Consider the following 14,146-nt stretch of genomic DNA (forward strand, 5'->3'; position numbering starts at 1 on the left):
ATGACTGGCCGCCTGCAAGGCAAGATAGCGATCGTCACCGGCGCGGGCAGCGTCGGCCCCGGCTGGGGCAACGGCCGCGCCATCGCCTACCGTTTCGCGCAGGAAGGCGCGCGCGTGTTCGCGGTGGACCGCGACCCCGCCGCCATGGAGGAAACCGTGGCCCGCGTGCGCGAGATCGGCGGCGAGATCGCCATCTGGCGCTGCGACGTCACCTCGTCGGACGAGGTGCGCGACATGGTGCGCGCCTGCGTCGACACCTGGGGCGGCGTGGACATCCTGGTCAACAACGTGGGCGGCTCGCGCAAGGGCGGCCCCGTGGACCTGGACGAAGCGGCATGGGACGCGCAGATCGACTTCAACCTGAAAAGCGTCTACCTGGGTTGCCGCCACGTGCTGCCGCTGATGGTGGAACAAGGCGGCGGCGCCATCGTCAACATCGCATCGACTTCCGGCACGCGCTGGACCGGCTCGGCCCAGGTCGGCTACGCCAGCGCCAAGGCAGGCGTCATCCAGCTGTCGCGCGTCGTGGCGCTGGAGTACGCGAAGAAGAACATCCGCTGCAACACCGTCATTCCGGGCCAGATGCATACGCCGATGGTGGAGGTCCGGCTGGCCGGGCAACGCGCGGGAGGCGACGTGGAAAAACTGCTGGCGCAACGGCAGTCGCGCATCCCGCTGCCCTTCATGGGCGATGGCCTGGACACCGCCAACGCCGCGCTATTCCTGGCTTCCAGCGAAGCCCGCTTCATCACCGCCACCGAAATCGTGGTCGACGGAGGCATGAGTGCGCGCTGCGACTGACGCCCCCGTGCGCTATCCCGATCCGGCCGTCATCGCGCTGGATCCGCGCTTCGAGAAACTGGTGCTGCCGCTGGCGGCCGTCGAACGCCTGGCCACGGGATGCCGCTGGGCCGAAGGGCCGGTGTGGTTCGGCGACGCCCGCTACCTGCTGTGGAGCGACGTGCCCAACGATCGCATCATGCGCTGGGACGAGATCACGGGCCAGACGCACGTGTGGCGGCCGGTGTCCGGCCACGCGAACGGCAACACGCGCGACCGCCAGGGACGGCTGGTCACCTGCGAGCACCAGGGGCGGCGCGTGACCCGCACCGAACACGACGGCCGCATCACCGTGCTGGCCGACCGCTACCAGGGCAAGCGGCTGAACTCGCCCAACGACGTCGTCGTGAAATCCGACGGCTCGATCTGGTTCACCGATCCGCCTTTCGGCATCGTCGGCTACTACCAGGGCGAAAAGGCCGAGCAGGAAATCCCCGCGGCCATCTATCGCATCGACCCGCACAGCGGCGCGGTCGATATGGTCTGCGACACGGTCAACGGACCGAACGGCCTGGCCTTCTCGCCGGACGAGAAACAGCTGTACGTGATCGAATCGCGTGCCCGGCCCCGCAACATCCTGGTGTTCGACGTCTCGGACGACGGCCGCCGGCTGGGGCCGCAACGCGTGCTGTTCGACGCCGCCGACGGCACGCCCGACGGCTTTCGCGTGGACGTGGAAGGCAACCTCTGGTGCGGCTGGGGCATGGGCACGCCCGAGCTCGACGGGGTCCGCGTCTACTCGCCGCGGGGGGAACTCCTGGGCCGCATCGCCCTGCCCGAGCGCTGCGCGAATCTCTGTTTTGGCGGCAAGCATCGCAACCGCCTGTTCATGGCTTCCAGCACGTCGATCTACTCGTTGTTCGTCAACACCCAGGGCGCCTCCGGCGGCTGAACGCCCGCGCCCGGACTTCAAAAACGATAAAGGAGAACACCATGTTCAATCCGATCCGTTTCCAAGCTCTCGCGCCGCTGGCCGCGGCGCTTCTCGGCCTGGCCGCCTTCGGCGCGCAGGCCCAGTCCGTCACCAGCATCGTCGTCGCCTTCCCGCCCGGGGGCCCCGCCGACTCGCTGGCGCGCGTCGTCGCCACCCAGCTCGAGAAAGAGCTCAAGCAGACCGTCGTCATCGAGAACAAGCCGGGCGGCAACGGCGCCATCGCCGCCAGCCAGGTGGCCCGCGCGCGGCCCGACGGCCAGACGCTGTTCCTGAGTTCGGTGGGCGCGATCTCGATCAACCCCGCCCTGTACCCCAAGCTGATCTACGATCCTGCCAAGGATTTCGCGCCGGTCTCCCTGCTGGTTTCCACGCCCGAAGTGCTGATCGTCGGCCCCAACCATCCCAGCAAGACCGCCAAGGATTTCGTCGCGCGCGCCAAGACGCAGAAGGGCGCCACGATGGCCTCCTCCGGCGTGGGCAGCATGCCGCACATGGCCATCGTGCAGTTGAAGCTGTCGACCAAGGCCAACATCCTGCATGTGCCCTACAAGGGCGCCGCGCCCGCCATTACCGACACCATAGGGGGACAGGTCGACGGCTTCATCGGCGACATCTCCGGCCTGATGTCGAACATCAAGGCGGGCAAGGCCAAGGCGCTCGCCATCGCCGCGCCCAAGCGCTCGCCCCTGCTTCCCGACGTCCCCACCTTCGACGAACTGGGCGTGCCCAACGTCTACGCCAACAACTGGTACGGCCTGTATGCGCCCAAGGGCACGCCGGCCGACAAGGTGGCCGAATTGAACGCCGCGGTCCGCAAGGTCCTGGCTTCGCCCGAGCTGAAGGCCTACGCCGAGTCGAGCGGTGTCGAACTGTCGCCCACCACGCCCAGGGAATTCGACGAACTGGGCCGCAAGGATGCCAAGAAGTGGGGTGACCTGATCCGCGCGGAAGGGATCAAGGCCGACGAGTAAGCCCGCCGCTTGCCGGCCGACCGGCGCCCACGTATCGTTGCTCCGCACCCGCACAAGGAGACGTGGGATGGAGATACGGACGACATGGCGCATGCTGGCCTGGGCCGGCTGCCTGGCCGCCGGCGCGGCCGCCGCCGAACCGCAGGCGATCGAAACGGAACTGGGCCCGGACGCGCGCGCCGTCCGGGTCGTCGGCCAGCCCGGGGAATCCCCCGCCGAACTGCGCGCCCGCCTCGACCGGCGCCTGGACGACCTGTGCCAGGGACGGGTCTATGCCGTGGCCTACCAGGAAGGGCAAACCGTCCGGCGGTGGCATGCGGCGGGCGGCTCGACCATGATGGCCACCCCCGAAGCCGTCGTTCCCTATGCCGATGCGCAGGCGGTGTGCGAACGGCAGCGGGACTGATGCCGGCGCGCGACATGGCGGGCCCGGGACGCACGCTGCAAACCCTGTATCCTGGACAGACGGCGGCGGGAAGGCTGCCGGCATTGCTGACGAGCTAGCCCATTCATGCCCAAGGACCGCTCCCTCCCTTTCGCGCCGCCCCGCCGCCAGGCCGCCGCGCCGCGCAACTCGCTGCTGTGGATCTTCGAGCCGCTGGAACGGGACGCGGGCTATTCCAGCAAGCGCATGTTCGGCTGCATCGCCGCCTACCTGGACGACCTGCTGTGCCTCGTGGTGGCGGACCGCGGCGATCCCTGGAGCGGCCTGCTGGTCTGCACGTCCAAGGACCGCCACGCCGCGCTGATCGACGACGAGCCCGCGCTGCGTCCCCACGCGGTGCTGGGCAAGTGGCTGTACCTGCCGCAGGACCACGCGGAGTTCGAAACCGTCGCGGCCAGGCTGGCGGAACTCGCACGGGAACGCGACCCGCGCCTGGGCGTCGCGCCCCGGCCACGAGCCCGGCGAGCCAGGCTGGATGCCGCGGGCTGACCGCGGTGGCCGCGTGGACGGCCCTTAGCGTGCGGGGCGTTCCTGTGCGCCGACCTCGCTCCGCTCGCGCGGCAGGCAGACCAGCACCAGCAGCGAACACGCCCCGGCGCAGATGAAGGCAAGGCCGTAGCCCCCGCCGGCCGAGACGAATATCGCGAACAGCGTGGGCGCCACCATGTTGGTCAGGTTGACCAGGATGCTGGACCCCGCGGCGGTTTCCGAAATCATGTGCGGCGGCGAGCGGCGCGCCACTTCCGCGATCTGCACGCCGTTCCAGCTCGCGGCCGAGCATCCCGCGACGAAGGCCAGCACGATGGCCGCCCACAGCGGCCAGGCCGGACTGGTGAGCCCCAGCAGCACCGTGGTCACCGCCGACAGCACGGCCGCGATCGACAGCACCGCGGTGGCCGACCGCAGATAGTCGGACAACCAGCCCAGCGCGATACGGCCGATCACGCCCCCCGCCTGCATCACCGCGAACACCATGCCGGCCCGCCCCAGGGAATAACCCAGCCCATCGACCAGATAGACCACGGTGAACGTGAACCAGCAGCTCTGGGACACGGCGAACAGGCTGCCCACGACGGAGATCTTCAGCAGGCCGCGGTTGTGCATCAGCGATGCCAGGGGCACGCCCAGGGTACGCAGCGACCGCCACGTCGGCATCGGAAAGGCGCGCCCCGTCCGCTCGGGGACCTCGTCCAGCCCCGCGCTCAGCCGCCAGGTCAGCACAATGGGCAGCAACACGACCACCGCACAGGCCAACAGGGCGATGCGCCAGCCCGCCAGCGCCACCACGGCAGGCACGAGCAGCCCCGCCATCACGCCGCCCAGCGGCACGCCGGCCTGCTTGATCGAGAACATCAGGTTGCGCTTGCCCGGCGGGGAGAATCTTTGCAGGACCTCGCTGCCGGCCGGGTTGGCGGCGCCATTGCTCAGGCCCATGGCAAAGCACGCGGCCAGCGCCACGCCCAGGCTGGGATACAGCAGGAACGCCAGGCAAACCGCCCCCAGCGACAACGTCAGTTGCAGGGTGCGCATGCCGCCGACCTGCTTGAGCAGCGCGGAGCCCGCGAGCAGGATGGCCAGTCCGCCCATCGAGTTGCTGGCGGTCAGATAACCGATGGAACTGCCGCTCCAGCCGAACTCCGCGGACATGGCCGGCGCGATGATGGGAATGAGGCGGGTCAGGAACGACGAAATGGTCTGCAGAATGCAAATGGCCACTACTGGCATCAGCCAGGCCGGTGCGGTGCGTGTCATCGAGTCTCTTGCGTCGCGCTTGTCGGGGATGCCAAGGGGGAAATGCGGCGTCCCGCCCGGTGATCCGGGGTTTGCCCTTCATGATACCGCCAGGGATCCCGGCGGTCTGCCCGGATCGCGGCGGTTGCCCAATTGCGGCAAACAGTGCAACATGGCCCACCCGGGTCACGGGCTTTTTCGCCAGACCCATTTAGGAGCGAGCAGTTTGCCCAAGGAAGATTTGATCGAAATGCGTGGCGTGGTCAACGAGGTCCTGCCTGACTCACGGTTCCGGGTCACGCTGGAAAACGGCTTCGAAATCACCGCGTATTCCGGCGGAAAGATGCGTAAATTCAACATCCGCGTACTCGCGGGCGACGACGTCACGCTCGAGATGTCCCCCTACGACATGACCAAGGGCCGCATCACGTTCCGCCATATCGCGGGCCGCCCTGCCAACCCCGGCCCCAATCCCCGGAAAAAATGACGGCCACGGCCGTCCAAATGAAAACAGCTCCCTGGGGAGCTGTCGGCTTTCAGTCAGCCTGCTTGCGCAAGCTCAAAGCACCTTGATCTTGGTCGCCGCCGGGCCCTTGGCGCCCTGGCCGGCGATGAAGCTCACGCGCTGGTTCTCTTCCAGGGAGCGGTGGCCGCTGCCCTGGATTTCCGAAAAGTGCGCGAACAGATCCTTGCCGCCCGCGTCCGGCACGATGAAACCGAAGCCCTTCTCGGAGTTGAACCACTTGACGATGCCTGTTTGTTCCATGTCATTTCCTTGGTGATAAAAAAACGGATTTCCCGTCAACTCACGACACTCAAGGAAGAAATTGGAACGACGAAGACCGCTATCGTGGACTTTGACTGAACTGGATTACGACTCTTGAAGGTCGTGGCTGGCGGACTATGGACCGGATAGCGCGAGATGTCAAATCGGCCTTGTCAGGACGCGGTCCTATCCGGGGAAATGACAAGGCACTGGTGCCGGTGAAAGGAATCGAACCCTCGACCTTCTCATTACAAGTGAGCTGCTCTACCAACTGAGCTACACCGGCAGAAGGCGGGATTGTAATGGAAATCGATGTCCGTCACGCCGGGGCGGCCGCCGCGACACGCGCCGGGTCGCAGGACCAGGCGCTCCACGAGCCCGCGTACAGCGCCGCCTTCACTCCCAGATCCTGCACGGCGGCGATCCAGTACGCGGCCGCCACGCCCGATCCGCAATAGGCCACCACCGGCCGCTCGTCGTCGTCGAACAGGCCGAGCTTGCGCGCCAGGGCCTCGCGCTGGGCGAAAGGCAGCAGGCGGCCGTTCGCATCCTGCCAGATGCCGGCGGGACTGCTGACCGCGCCCGGCAAGTGGGACGGCTGCCTGCCGTCGCCGGCATAGGCCGCCGCGGTACGTGCATCGAACAGGCGATATGCCGGGAGATCCGCGGCGATGACGTCCGTATCGATGGAAGGCAGTTCAGGCGCGGCAGCCGGCGCGGCAAGCGGCGCCGCGCCTGCGCCTCGGGCGGCCCATGCCCCCAGGCCGCCATCCAGGATGCGGACGCGAGGCAGGCCGGCCCAGGTCAGCACCCACCATGCGCGCGCGGCAGCCGAGCCATTGGCGGCGTCATAGACGACGATGTCGCCGTCCGGGTCCAGGCCGGCCTCGGCCGTCCAGCGACGGACCGCTTCGGGCGCGGGCAGCGGCAGGCGGCCGCGGGCGGGATCGCCAGGCTCGGCGTAGTGCGTCGGCAGCGCGGTCTCGATGGAACCCGGCACCGGCTCGGCCGGCGGCGGGCCCGCATCGGGGGCGACGTAGACCACGGCCACGTTTCCCGAGGCCAGGGCCGCCGCCAGGGTTTCAGCGGAGATGAAGGGGGAAAGCGTATCGGAAGCGGGAAGAACGGTGCTCATGGGGATTCCTTGTGAAGGATCAGCGTTTGGCTTGCAGAAGGTCCCGGCCGGCCGACGGCGGCATCGCGAGCGTCATGGCCGCACTGGCCAGGGCGACGGCGCCCAGGACGAGGTAGACCCAGGAATAGGCGGCATCGCCCGTGCCGGCCGCGGCCCCGCCCTGGAGCAGCAGCGCGGCCGCGGCCACGCCCATGGCCACGGTCAGGTTCTGGATGGCCAGGAAGAAGCTGGTGGCGGCGGCCAGCCGGGGCCGCGCCACGTCGGCATAGGCCAGCGTGCCGTAGGCGTTCATCTGCAACGAGCGCGCCCAGCCAAAGCCGAACAGCGTGGCCGCGTACACGACCATGGCCTCGCGCGGCGGCACCCATCCCGCCGCCGCCAGGCAGCCGGCCGCCAGCGCGCCATGCAGGAACAACCCCTTGCGGTATCCGGTCCGGCGCAGGATCTTGCCGCTGAAGAACTTCATCGCGAAGCCTCCCACGGCCGGGACCAGCACGAACAGCCCCGCCTCGAGCGGGCTGTAGCCGTCGCGCTGCTGCAAGGTCACGGGCAGCAGGAAGGGCACGCCACCCACGGCGATGCGAAACACCGAACCGCCCGCCATCGCGTCACGAAAGCTGCGCAATGTCAGCAGATCCAAGGCCAGCACGGGTTCGGCCGTGCGCCGCGCATGCCGCACATAGGCCGCCACCAGCAGTGCGCCGGCCGCCAGCGCCGCCACGGCCGGCCCGGTCCGGACCCGGGCCTCGGCCAGCGCCATCAGTCCCCACATCAGGCAGGCGAAGCCGATGCCGCTCAGCAGCGTGCCGCGCAGGTCGAAAGCGCCCTGGCCCCGGCCTTCGGTGGCGGGCAGGAAGCGCCGGACCAGCCATAGCGCGCCCAGGCACAGCGGCACGTTGATCCAGAAGATCCAGCGCCATCCCACATAGGTCGTCAGGAGGCCGCCCAGGAACGGGCCGACCATCGGCGCGATCATGGCCAGCAGGATCACCAGCGCCATCGCCTCGACCAGTTCGTGCTTGGCGGCGGTGCGCAGCACGATCAGCCGGCCCACCGGCGCCATCAGGGCGCCCGCCATGCCCTGCACGAAGCGCAGCACGATCAGGACGAGGGCGTTGGGCGCGAAGCCGCAGGCGATGGAGCTGGCCAGGAACAGCCAGATCGCGCCGGCGAACACCCGCTTGTCGCCGTAACGTTCTGCCAGCCTGCCGCTCAGCGGAATCAGGATGGTCAGCCCCAGCAGGTAGGCGGTAATGGTGGCGCTGAGCGTGACCGTGTCCGAGTTCAGGTCCGCCGCCATCGCGGGCAGCGCCGAGGCCACGCTGGTCGCGTCGAGCTGTTCGACGAAGAAAATGGACGAGACGATCCATGCGGTGCGCCGGGTCTGCGGCGACAGGCGCTCGGGCGGCGCGGCCGCCGCGGTGGCTGCTGGAGGCATCAGGCCGCCCGGCGCACACCGGCCGTGCCGGCATCCGCTTCAATTTCCGCCTCGCCGGCGATCAGTGTCCGCAGCGCCTGCCGGACCACCTGCCGCTGGGCCGGCGTTTCCCATTGCGCGCGCGGGAACTCGCCCACCACCCGCCCGGGCCGGTCGAAGACCAGCACGCGGTCGGCCATGGACAACGCCTCGTCCAGCGAATGCGTGATCTGCAGGACGGTCTGGCCACGCGCCTTCGCGATGCGCTGGAAGTCGCCGCGCAACGCGGCGGCGGTCACCTCGTCCAGCGCGCCGAAGGCCTCGTCGGCGATCATGACCTCGGGCTGGGTGATCAGCGCCCGCGCCAGCGCCACCCGCTGGCGCATGCCGCCCGACAGTTGCTGGGGATAGGCCTGTTCGTGGCCGGCCAGGCCGACCTTGTGCAGCAGTTCGACGGCCTGCGCCTCGGTGCCGGACGAGCGGGCGCGCAGGATCTCCAGCGGCACCAGCACGTTGTCGAGCGCCGAGCGCCAAGGCAGCAGGCGATCGGTCTGGAAGACGCAGCCTATCCGGCCGCGCAGGCGGTTGAAGTCGCGCAAGGGATCGACGCCCAGCACTCGCACCCGGCCGGCCGAAGCTTCCGCCAGGCCCAGGATCAGGTTGACCGCCGTCGATTTGCCGCAGCCGGTGCGGCCGACGATGCAGACGTGTTCGCCGGCGGACACGGAAAAACTCAGGTCGGCGATGGCCGGCGCGCGGCCCTTGCCGAACCGCTTCTCAACCTGGGTGAATGCAATGGCGTCAGGCATGGCTGCGTACTCCGTCATGGCCGCGATACGACAGGAAGCGGCGTTCGAGGCCGCTCAGCACCTGATTGCTCAGGATGACGAAGGCCACCAGCACGGCCGTCCAGACGATGGTCTGGTCCATGCGGAACATCTCCTGCGACACGCGCAACTGGTGGCCGATGCCGGTGATGCCGCCCAGCAGCTCGGCCATGATGGTGACGCGGGTGGCATTGCCGATGTTGATTCGCCACACCGTCAGCAGCGACGGCAGGACCGCCGGCCACCACAGGATGCGCGCCCGCTGCCAAGGCGTGGGCCGCATGGATTGCACGAGGTCCACCCAGTCGCGCGGGATGCCGCGCAGGGCGTCGCGGGCCTGGTAGAAGAACGCGGGCAGCGCCGAGGTGACTACCACGAAGGCGATGCGCGCCTCGGCATCGCGGAACCAGAGGATGGCGAAGATGACCCAGCACAGGGACGGAATGCCCTGCTTGAGCTCGACCAGCGGCACCAGGAAGCGCTCGACGTGGACGTTGCCGGCCACGGCCGCGCCCAGCAGGGACGACACCAGGAACGATGCCAGCAGGTACGCCCAGATGCGTCCGTAGGTGATGGCGATGGCGGACCAGCCTTCGGGCGAGGCCAGCAGATCGCCGCCGGTGGCCGCTATCTGTGCCAGCGAGGGGAAGAACATGGGAGTCGAATGATGCGACGCCCATTCCCACGCCCCCAGCATCAAGGCAATGGCCAGCGCGCCTTCCCATGGCACGGCCGTCCAGGCGGCCGGCCGCGCGCCGCGCCTGCGTGCCGCTACGCGAGGGTCCGCCAGGCTACTCATTCCTTCCTTCCACGTCGAAGGCGGACACCAGCGAATCGAGTTCCGCGTCGGTCAGCGGGCGCGGCAACTGGCCCCCTTCGGGCAACAGCTTCTGGGTCAGCAGCGCCACGGTCTTGATGTGGCGGCGCAGGGGCTCGATGCGGGTCAGGTCGCGATAACGTTCCAGCACGCCTTGCAATGCGTCCACCTCGACCTGCGCGTCCTTGGACACCAGACGGGCGGCCTCGGCCGGTTTTTGCCGGATGAACGCCGCCGCTTCGCGGTTGGCCGCGTAGAACTTGCGGATCAGCGCCTGGTTGGGCGCCTGGGCGATCCACGGCGACGCCACGCCCAGCGTGATGGACGGCACGAAATCCGTGCCCGAGGCCTTCTGCCAGACGGCCTTGTCGAACACCGGCAGCGCATGCAACGTCCCCTTGCCCTGCGCGACCGCGGCGGCGCCCTCGGTGGGATTGACCAGCAGGGCGTCGATGCGCCCCAGTTGCAGCTCGGCCAGTCCCGCGGCGCCGCGCGCGCTCGAGGACTTGATCGTGACCTTGCCCAGGTCCACGCCCCGGGCCTGCAGGAACCACTTCGACAGCGCCCAGCTTCCCGTGATGGTGTCGGTCTGCACCACCTTGCCCTGGAGCTGCTTGATGTCCGTGATCGCGGGATCGCGGATGACGATGTCCGACTCGAAATTGAAGATGTTCCACAGCAACGTGAAATCGGCGCCCTGCTGCTTGAAGCGGCTGACCGCGGCGATCGCGGCGCAGAAGCAGACCGGATCCCGGCCCGTGGCGAAATCGGTATAGGCCACGTTGGAAGGCTTGGGCGTAACGGTCAGTTCGAACCCGTGCTTGCGGTCCAGCCCCAGCTTCTGGATCAGCACCGGTATCCATATGCTTTGCGAAGGCGGCGAGAACACCGTGACCGCCAGCCTGGGCAGCGGCTCGGCCGCCTGGGCGAAGGATACCGTGGCGTTCACCGCCAGCCCCACGGCCAGCGCGGTGCCGACCTTGCGGAACAGCTCTTTCAGGTTTTTCATGACTATCAGTCCAGCACCGCGCGATGCAGCACGCGGTCTTGTCCCGCGTAGTTGAAGATGCCCCGATGCTGGACGATACGGTTATCCCAGATCAGCGCCGCGCCGGTCTCCCAGCGGTACTCGGTGCAGACTTCGGGCGACTTGATGAACTCGAACACGATGCCCAGCAGATGGTCGCTGACCAGCCGAGGCACGCCCAGCACCCGCTGCGCATAGAGTTCGCAGGCGAAAAGCTGGCGCGCGCCGGTTTCCGGATGCACCCGCACCAGCGGCACCTCCAGCGGTGGCGTGTCGAGCCGCGCCTGGGCCAGCCGCTCCGGATCGCCGTAGGACATGGACACCAGCCCCATCTGGTCGGCGTTGTGCAGGATGGTCAACGTGTCCAGATAGGCCGCGAAGCGTGGATCGAGCAGTTGGTAGGCCGCCGTGGCGTTCGAGAACAGCGTCCCGCCGCCGTGCCGGGGCGCCTGCACGGCGTACAGGGCCGTGAACTTCTGCGGACGCTCGCGATAGGCCTGGTCGATGTGCCAGATATAGTTGGTGCGCGTCTTCTTGCGCGCCGAATCGATGGCGTTGGCCTCGCCGCCCACGCGCGGCGCCTGGGGGTTGCCGGCGAACCGGGGCGAGCCGAACAAGGCGGCGAACGGCTCGAAGTCGCCGGCCGCGACCGATCCCGGCTCGAACGACAGGAAGCCGTACTCCAGCAGGGCGCGGTAAAGGAAGGCCTGGACTTCGTCCGGTGTCCGGACCTCGGGCTGGAAGCGGAACCCCTGGACCAGCCCCCCCACGATGGGGGAATACGGCTGGATGCGGATTTCGCCCAGGCGCGCCTCGTCGTAGCGATACAGCTCGGGGGCGAGGATGCGGGGCTGGTGCAGCTCGGTGTCCGCGGGCCGATGCAGCGGTTTGAGCAATGCGTTCATCGTCATTCGTCTCGCGAAAGAGAGCCAGAATAACGACGGCCGCCGCGGCCGCTAACGAATGTTTCCGAGTTTCGTTATGCGTCGCGTGAAAGCGGGAGAGCGCAGGCGGGGCAGTTGCCCCGCCGGCTCGGAGAGGACTTACTTGATGACGGTCAGCTTAGGCCGGCCGCGATCGGGGCCGCCCGAGGGCGCGGGATCCGTATCGTCCGGCCCTTCGTCGGACGGGGCCGGAGGCGTCTCGCCCGCCGGTACGGCGGACAGTTGCGGACGGCTGCCCGACACGTTCTCCTGGGGCTCGGCGGCAGCGGCGTCGTCGACGACCGGACTGTCGGGCGCGGCGCCCGTGCCCGCGGGCGGTCCCGCCTCGAAGGCCATGCCATGTCCGGTCTCGCGGGCGTAGATGGCCGTGACCGCATCCACCGGGACGGAAATCTGGCGCGCCACGCCGCCAAAGCGCGCCTGGAACTCGATGAACTCGTTGCCCAGTTGCAGCTTGTGGGTGGCCAGCCTGCCGACGTTCAGGACGATCTCGCCGTTCTTGACGTGCTCGCGGGGCACCACTACCCGCTCGTCGACGGTCACCGCCAGGTGCGGCGTGTAGCCGTTGTCGGTGCACCACTCGTGCAGCGCGCGGATCAGGTAAGGCTTGGTGGAGATTTCGCTCATGGTTGCATCCCTCGCGCGGCATGCCGCGGCTCGCGCACGGCCCGGACAGCAAGGGCCGCCGCGCGGGGCCGGCGGATGATCCGTGCGCTGCGCATCAGCGGCGCATGACCTTTTCGGACGGCGTCAGCGCCTCGATGTACGCCGGCCGCGAGAAGATGCGCTCGGCATACTTCTGCAGGGGGGCGGCGTTCTTCGGCAGCTCGATGCCATAGTGGTCCAGGCGCCAGAGCAGCGGCGCGATCGCCACGTCCAGCATCGAGAACTCTTCGCCAAGCATAAACTTGTTTTTCAGGAAGATCGGCGCGAGCTGCGAAAGCCGGTCGCGGATCTGCTGGCGCGCCTGTTCGAGCGCCTTCTCGTCGGCGCGGCTTTCCCGGGCTTCCAGCGTGCCGACGTGCACGAACAGTTCTTTCTCGAAGTTGAACAGGAACAGCCGCGCGCGAGCGCGCATCACCGGATCGGCGGGCATCAGCTGCGGATGCGGGAAGCGCTCGTCGATGTACTCGTTGATGATGTTCGACTCGTACAGCACCAGATCGCGCTCGACCAGGATGGGCACCTGGCCGTACGGGTTCATGACGGCGATGTCCTCGGGCTTGTTGTAGAGGTCGACGTCGCGGATTTCGAAATCCATGCCCTTTTCGAACAACACGAAACGGCAGCGTTGGGAAAACGGACACGTGGTTCCGGAGTAAAGCACCATCATGGCGGGGCCTCCGAGAGGGGATGTAAAAACGTTAAAGGGCCAGTCATCCAAGAGGATGCTGGCCCCGGACAGGTAGTTCGAGAACTACTTGACGTCCTTCCAGTACACGGCGTTCAGGCGCCAGGTGATGACCGTGAAGAAAGCCAGGAAAATCAGCACCCACACCCCCAGGCGCACGCGATGCTGCTGCACGGGCTCGGCCATCCACGACATGAACGCGACCAGATCGGCCACGTCGTTGTCGTACGCTTGCACCCGGGCCGCATCCTTGGCCGTGAAACGCGTTTCCATCGTTTCGTGGCCATGGTAGTCGGCAACCGGCTCATGCTTGACGGTGGCAGCGCCATTCACGTCGTAGGTCGTCGTGACACGCTCCCAGCCGTGCTCGCCTTCGCCCCGGTGCATGGCGACGGTGGTGAGTTCGCGCGGACCCTGGCGTTCCCACAGGACATGAGGCATGCCCACGTTGGGAAAGACCAGGTTGTTCCAGCCCGTGGGCCGAGTATCGTCGCGGTAGAACGTACGCAGGTAGGTGTAGAGGTAATCGGCGCCCGACGGTCCCGCGTTGACGGATTTCGCCCGGGCAATGACCGACAGGTCGGGAGGCGCGGCGCCGAACCATTCCTTCGCCTCTTTGGCGCTCATGGCAACGGTCATCATGTCGCCGACTTTGCCGTCCGTGAACAGGAGGTTGTCCTTGATCTGTTCGTCGGTCAGGCCGATGTCCTTGAGCCGATTGTACCGCATCGACGAGGCGGCATGACAGTTCAGGCAATAGTTGACGAACAGTTTGGCCCCGTTTTGCAGGGCCGGCAGGTCGTTCAGGCGCGAGGGCGCCTTCTCGAGGTGATACCCGCCTTCGGCTGCCTGCACCCCAGTGCAGGCAAGCATCAGAATCAGTAGACCGAGCAGCTTCTTCATCGTGATATCCGTTAGTCTGTCGGGCCGGCGCAACCGCC

The 14,146-nt window shown here is 67.9% G+C and carries 17 protein-coding genes and 1 tRNA gene; 6 read left to right on the forward strand and 12 right to left on the reverse strand.

What is annotated here, in order from left to right; all coding sequences use genetic code 11:
- The 5 genes from R4823_RS25275 (at nt 1) to R4823_RS25295 (ending at nt 3,679) form a co-directional block, all read left to right on the forward strand.
- Entirely contained in the window at nt 1-801 is an 801-nt protein-coding gene (locus R4823_RS25275; RefSeq protein WP_087838577.1) for an SDR family NAD(P)-dependent oxidoreductase, read from the forward strand.
- Entirely contained in the window at nt 785-1,732 is a 948-nt protein-coding gene (locus R4823_RS25280) for an SMP-30/gluconolactonase/LRE family protein (protein WP_087838578.1), read from the forward strand. Before R4823_RS25275 ends, R4823_RS25280 begins: the two co-directional genes overlap by 17 nt.
- A 41-nt stretch (nt 1,733-1,773) precedes the next feature.
- Nucleotides 1,774-2,745, forward strand: coding sequence for a tripartite tricarboxylate transporter substrate binding protein (locus R4823_RS25285; RefSeq protein ID WP_087838579.1), 972 nt, complete (start codon nt 1,774-1,776; stop codon nt 2,743-2,745).
- 67 nt (nt 2,746-2,812) lie between these two features.
- Nucleotides 2,813-3,151 carry a hypothetical protein gene (locus R4823_RS25290; protein ID WP_087838580.1) on the forward strand — a complete coding sequence of 113 codons (339 nt, stop codon included), beginning with the start codon at nt 2,813-2,815 and terminating at the stop codon, nt 3,149-3,151.
- 105 nt (nt 3,152-3,256) lie between these two features.
- A complete protein-coding gene (locus R4823_RS25295) occupies nt 3,257-3,679 on the forward strand; it encodes a hypothetical protein (protein WP_087838581.1) in 423 nt (140 codons plus the stop codon).
- Nucleotides 3,680-3,703: 24 nt separating this feature from the next.
- On the opposite strand, the gene R4823_RS25300 is transcribed toward R4823_RS25295, so the two are convergent.
- Nucleotides 3,704-4,915, reverse strand: coding sequence for an MFS transporter (locus R4823_RS25300; RefSeq protein ID WP_254914593.1), 1,212 nt, complete (start codon nt 4,913-4,915; stop codon nt 3,704-3,706).
- 232 nt (nt 4,916-5,147) lie between these two features.
- Here R4823_RS25300 and infA point away from each other — a divergent pair, with 232 nt between their 5' ends.
- Complete coding sequence (gene infA, locus R4823_RS25305) at nt 5,148-5,408, forward strand: translation initiation factor IF-1 (protein ID WP_087838583.1); 261 nt, start codon at nt 5,148-5,150, stop codon at nt 5,406-5,408.
- Nucleotides 5,409-5,480: 72 nt separating this feature from the next.
- Here infA and R4823_RS25310 read toward each other — a convergent pair whose 3' ends face one another.
- The 11 genes from R4823_RS25310 to R4823_RS25360 all read right to left on the reverse strand — a co-directional run bounded on the left by R4823_RS25310 (nt 5,481) and on the right by R4823_RS25360 (nt 14,114).
- Nucleotides 5,481-5,687, reverse strand: a complete 207-nt coding sequence (locus R4823_RS25310; protein WP_087838584.1) for a cold-shock protein — start codon at nt 5,685-5,687, stop codon at nt 5,481-5,483.
- A gap of 210 nt (nt 5,688-5,897) precedes the next feature.
- A tRNA-Thr gene (locus R4823_RS25315) sits at nt 5,898-5,973 on the reverse strand.
- A gap of 33 nt (nt 5,974-6,006) precedes the next feature.
- A complete protein-coding gene (locus tag R4823_RS25320; protein WP_087838585.1) occupies nt 6,007-6,822 on the reverse strand; it encodes a rhodanese-like domain-containing protein in 816 nt (271 codons plus the stop codon).
- Between the two features lie 19 nt (nt 6,823-6,841).
- Nucleotides 6,842-8,260, reverse strand: coding sequence for an MFS transporter (locus R4823_RS25325; protein ID WP_338616548.1), 1,419 nt, complete (start codon nt 8,258-8,260; stop codon nt 6,842-6,844).
- Complete coding sequence (locus R4823_RS25330; RefSeq protein WP_165963340.1) at nt 8,260-9,048, reverse strand: ATP-binding cassette domain-containing protein; 789 nt, start codon at nt 9,046-9,048, stop codon at nt 8,260-8,262. The genes R4823_RS25325 and R4823_RS25330 overlap by 1 nt, the downstream gene beginning before the upstream one ends.
- Nucleotides 9,041-9,865: an ABC transporter permease subunit gene (locus R4823_RS25335; RefSeq protein ID WP_132980599.1), complete on the reverse strand. Its 825-nt coding sequence runs from the start codon at nt 9,863-9,865 to the stop codon at nt 9,041-9,043. Before R4823_RS25335 ends, R4823_RS25330 begins: the two co-directional genes overlap by 8 nt.
- Entirely contained in the window at nt 9,858-10,892 is a 1,035-nt protein-coding gene (locus tag R4823_RS25340; RefSeq protein ID WP_132980598.1) for an ABC transporter substrate-binding protein, read from the reverse strand. The genes R4823_RS25335 and R4823_RS25340 overlap by 8 nt, the downstream gene beginning before the upstream one ends.
- 5 nt (nt 10,893-10,897) lie before the next feature.
- Nucleotides 10,898-11,815 (reverse strand): TauD/TfdA family dioxygenase, encoded by a 918-nt coding sequence (locus R4823_RS25345; protein ID WP_165963339.1) that lies wholly within the window; start codon nt 11,813-11,815, stop codon nt 10,898-10,900.
- A 138-nt stretch (nt 11,816-11,953) separates the two neighbouring features.
- Entirely contained in the window at nt 11,954-12,481 is a 528-nt protein-coding gene (locus R4823_RS25350) for a ClpXP protease specificity-enhancing factor (RefSeq protein WP_087838591.1), read from the reverse strand.
- A 94-nt stretch (nt 12,482-12,575) separates the two neighbouring features.
- On the reverse strand, nt 12,576-13,187 hold the full coding sequence (locus tag R4823_RS25355; RefSeq protein ID WP_087838592.1) for a glutathione S-transferase N-terminal domain-containing protein: 612 nt from the start codon (nt 13,185-13,187) through the stop codon (nt 12,576-12,578).
- Nucleotides 13,188-13,271: 84 nt separating this feature from the next.
- Nucleotides 13,272-14,114: a cytochrome c1 gene (locus R4823_RS25360; protein WP_176400721.1), complete on the reverse strand. Its 843-nt coding sequence runs from the start codon at nt 14,112-14,114 to the stop codon at nt 13,272-13,274.
- Nucleotides 14,115-14,146: the final 32 nt, after the last annotated feature.

It is taken from the genome of Pigmentiphaga sp. CHJ604, from assembly GCF_036972535.1.
Taxonomy (GTDB): Bacteria; Pseudomonadota; Gammaproteobacteria; order Burkholderiales; family Burkholderiaceae_B; genus Pigmentiphaga; species Pigmentiphaga daeguensis.

Excerpts from the sequence above, each read along its gene's own strand:
- R4823_RS25275 (WP_087838577.1), top strand. The coding sequence starts at position 1 with ATGACTGGCCGCCTGCAAGGCAAGATAGCGATCGTCACCGGCGCGGGC.
- R4823_RS25285 (WP_087838579.1), top strand. The coding sequence starts at position 1,774 with ATGTTCAATCCGATCCGTTTCCAAGCTCTCGCGCCGCTGGCCGCGGCG.
- R4823_RS25290 (WP_087838580.1), top strand. The coding sequence starts at position 2,813 with ATGGAGATACGGACGACATGGCGCATGCTGGCCTGGGCCGGCTGCCTG.
- R4823_RS25295 (WP_087838581.1), top strand. The coding sequence starts at position 3,257 with ATGCCCAAGGACCGCTCCCTCCCTTTCGCGCCGCCCCGCCGCCAGGCC.
- R4823_RS25300 (WP_254914593.1), bottom strand. The coding sequence starts at position 4,915 with ATGCCAGTAGTGGCCATTTGCATTCTGCAGACCATTTCGTCGTTCCTG.
- R4823_RS25310 (WP_087838584.1), bottom strand. The coding sequence starts at position 5,687 with ATGGAACAAACAGGCATCGTCAAGTGGTTCAACTCCGAGAAGGGCTTC.
- R4823_RS25320 (WP_087838585.1), bottom strand. The coding sequence starts at position 6,822 with ATGAGCACCGTTCTTCCCGCTTCCGATACGCTTTCCCCCTTCATCTCC.
- R4823_RS25325 (WP_338616548.1), bottom strand. The coding sequence starts at position 8,260 with ATGCCTCCAGCAGCCACCGCGGCGGCCGCGCCGCCCGAGCGCCTGTCG.
- R4823_RS25330 (WP_165963340.1), bottom strand. The coding sequence starts at position 9,048 with ATGCCTGACGCCATTGCATTCACCCAGGTTGAGAAGCGGTTCGGCAAG.
- R4823_RS25335 (WP_132980599.1), bottom strand. The coding sequence starts at position 9,865 with ATGAGTAGCCTGGCGGACCCTCGCGTAGCGGCACGCAGGCGCGGCGCG.
- R4823_RS25340 (WP_132980598.1), bottom strand. The coding sequence starts at position 10,892 with ATGAAAAACCTGAAAGAGCTGTTCCGCAAGGTCGGCACCGCGCTGGCC.
- R4823_RS25345 (WP_165963339.1), bottom strand. The coding sequence starts at position 11,815 with ATGAACGCATTGCTCAAACCGCTGCATCGGCCCGCGGACACCGAGCTG.
- R4823_RS25350 (WP_087838591.1), bottom strand. The coding sequence starts at position 12,481 with ATGAGCGAAATCTCCACCAAGCCTTACCTGATCCGCGCGCTGCACGAG.
- R4823_RS25355 (WP_087838592.1), bottom strand. The coding sequence starts at position 13,187 with ATGATGGTGCTTTACTCCGGAACCACGTGTCCGTTTTCCCAACGCTGC.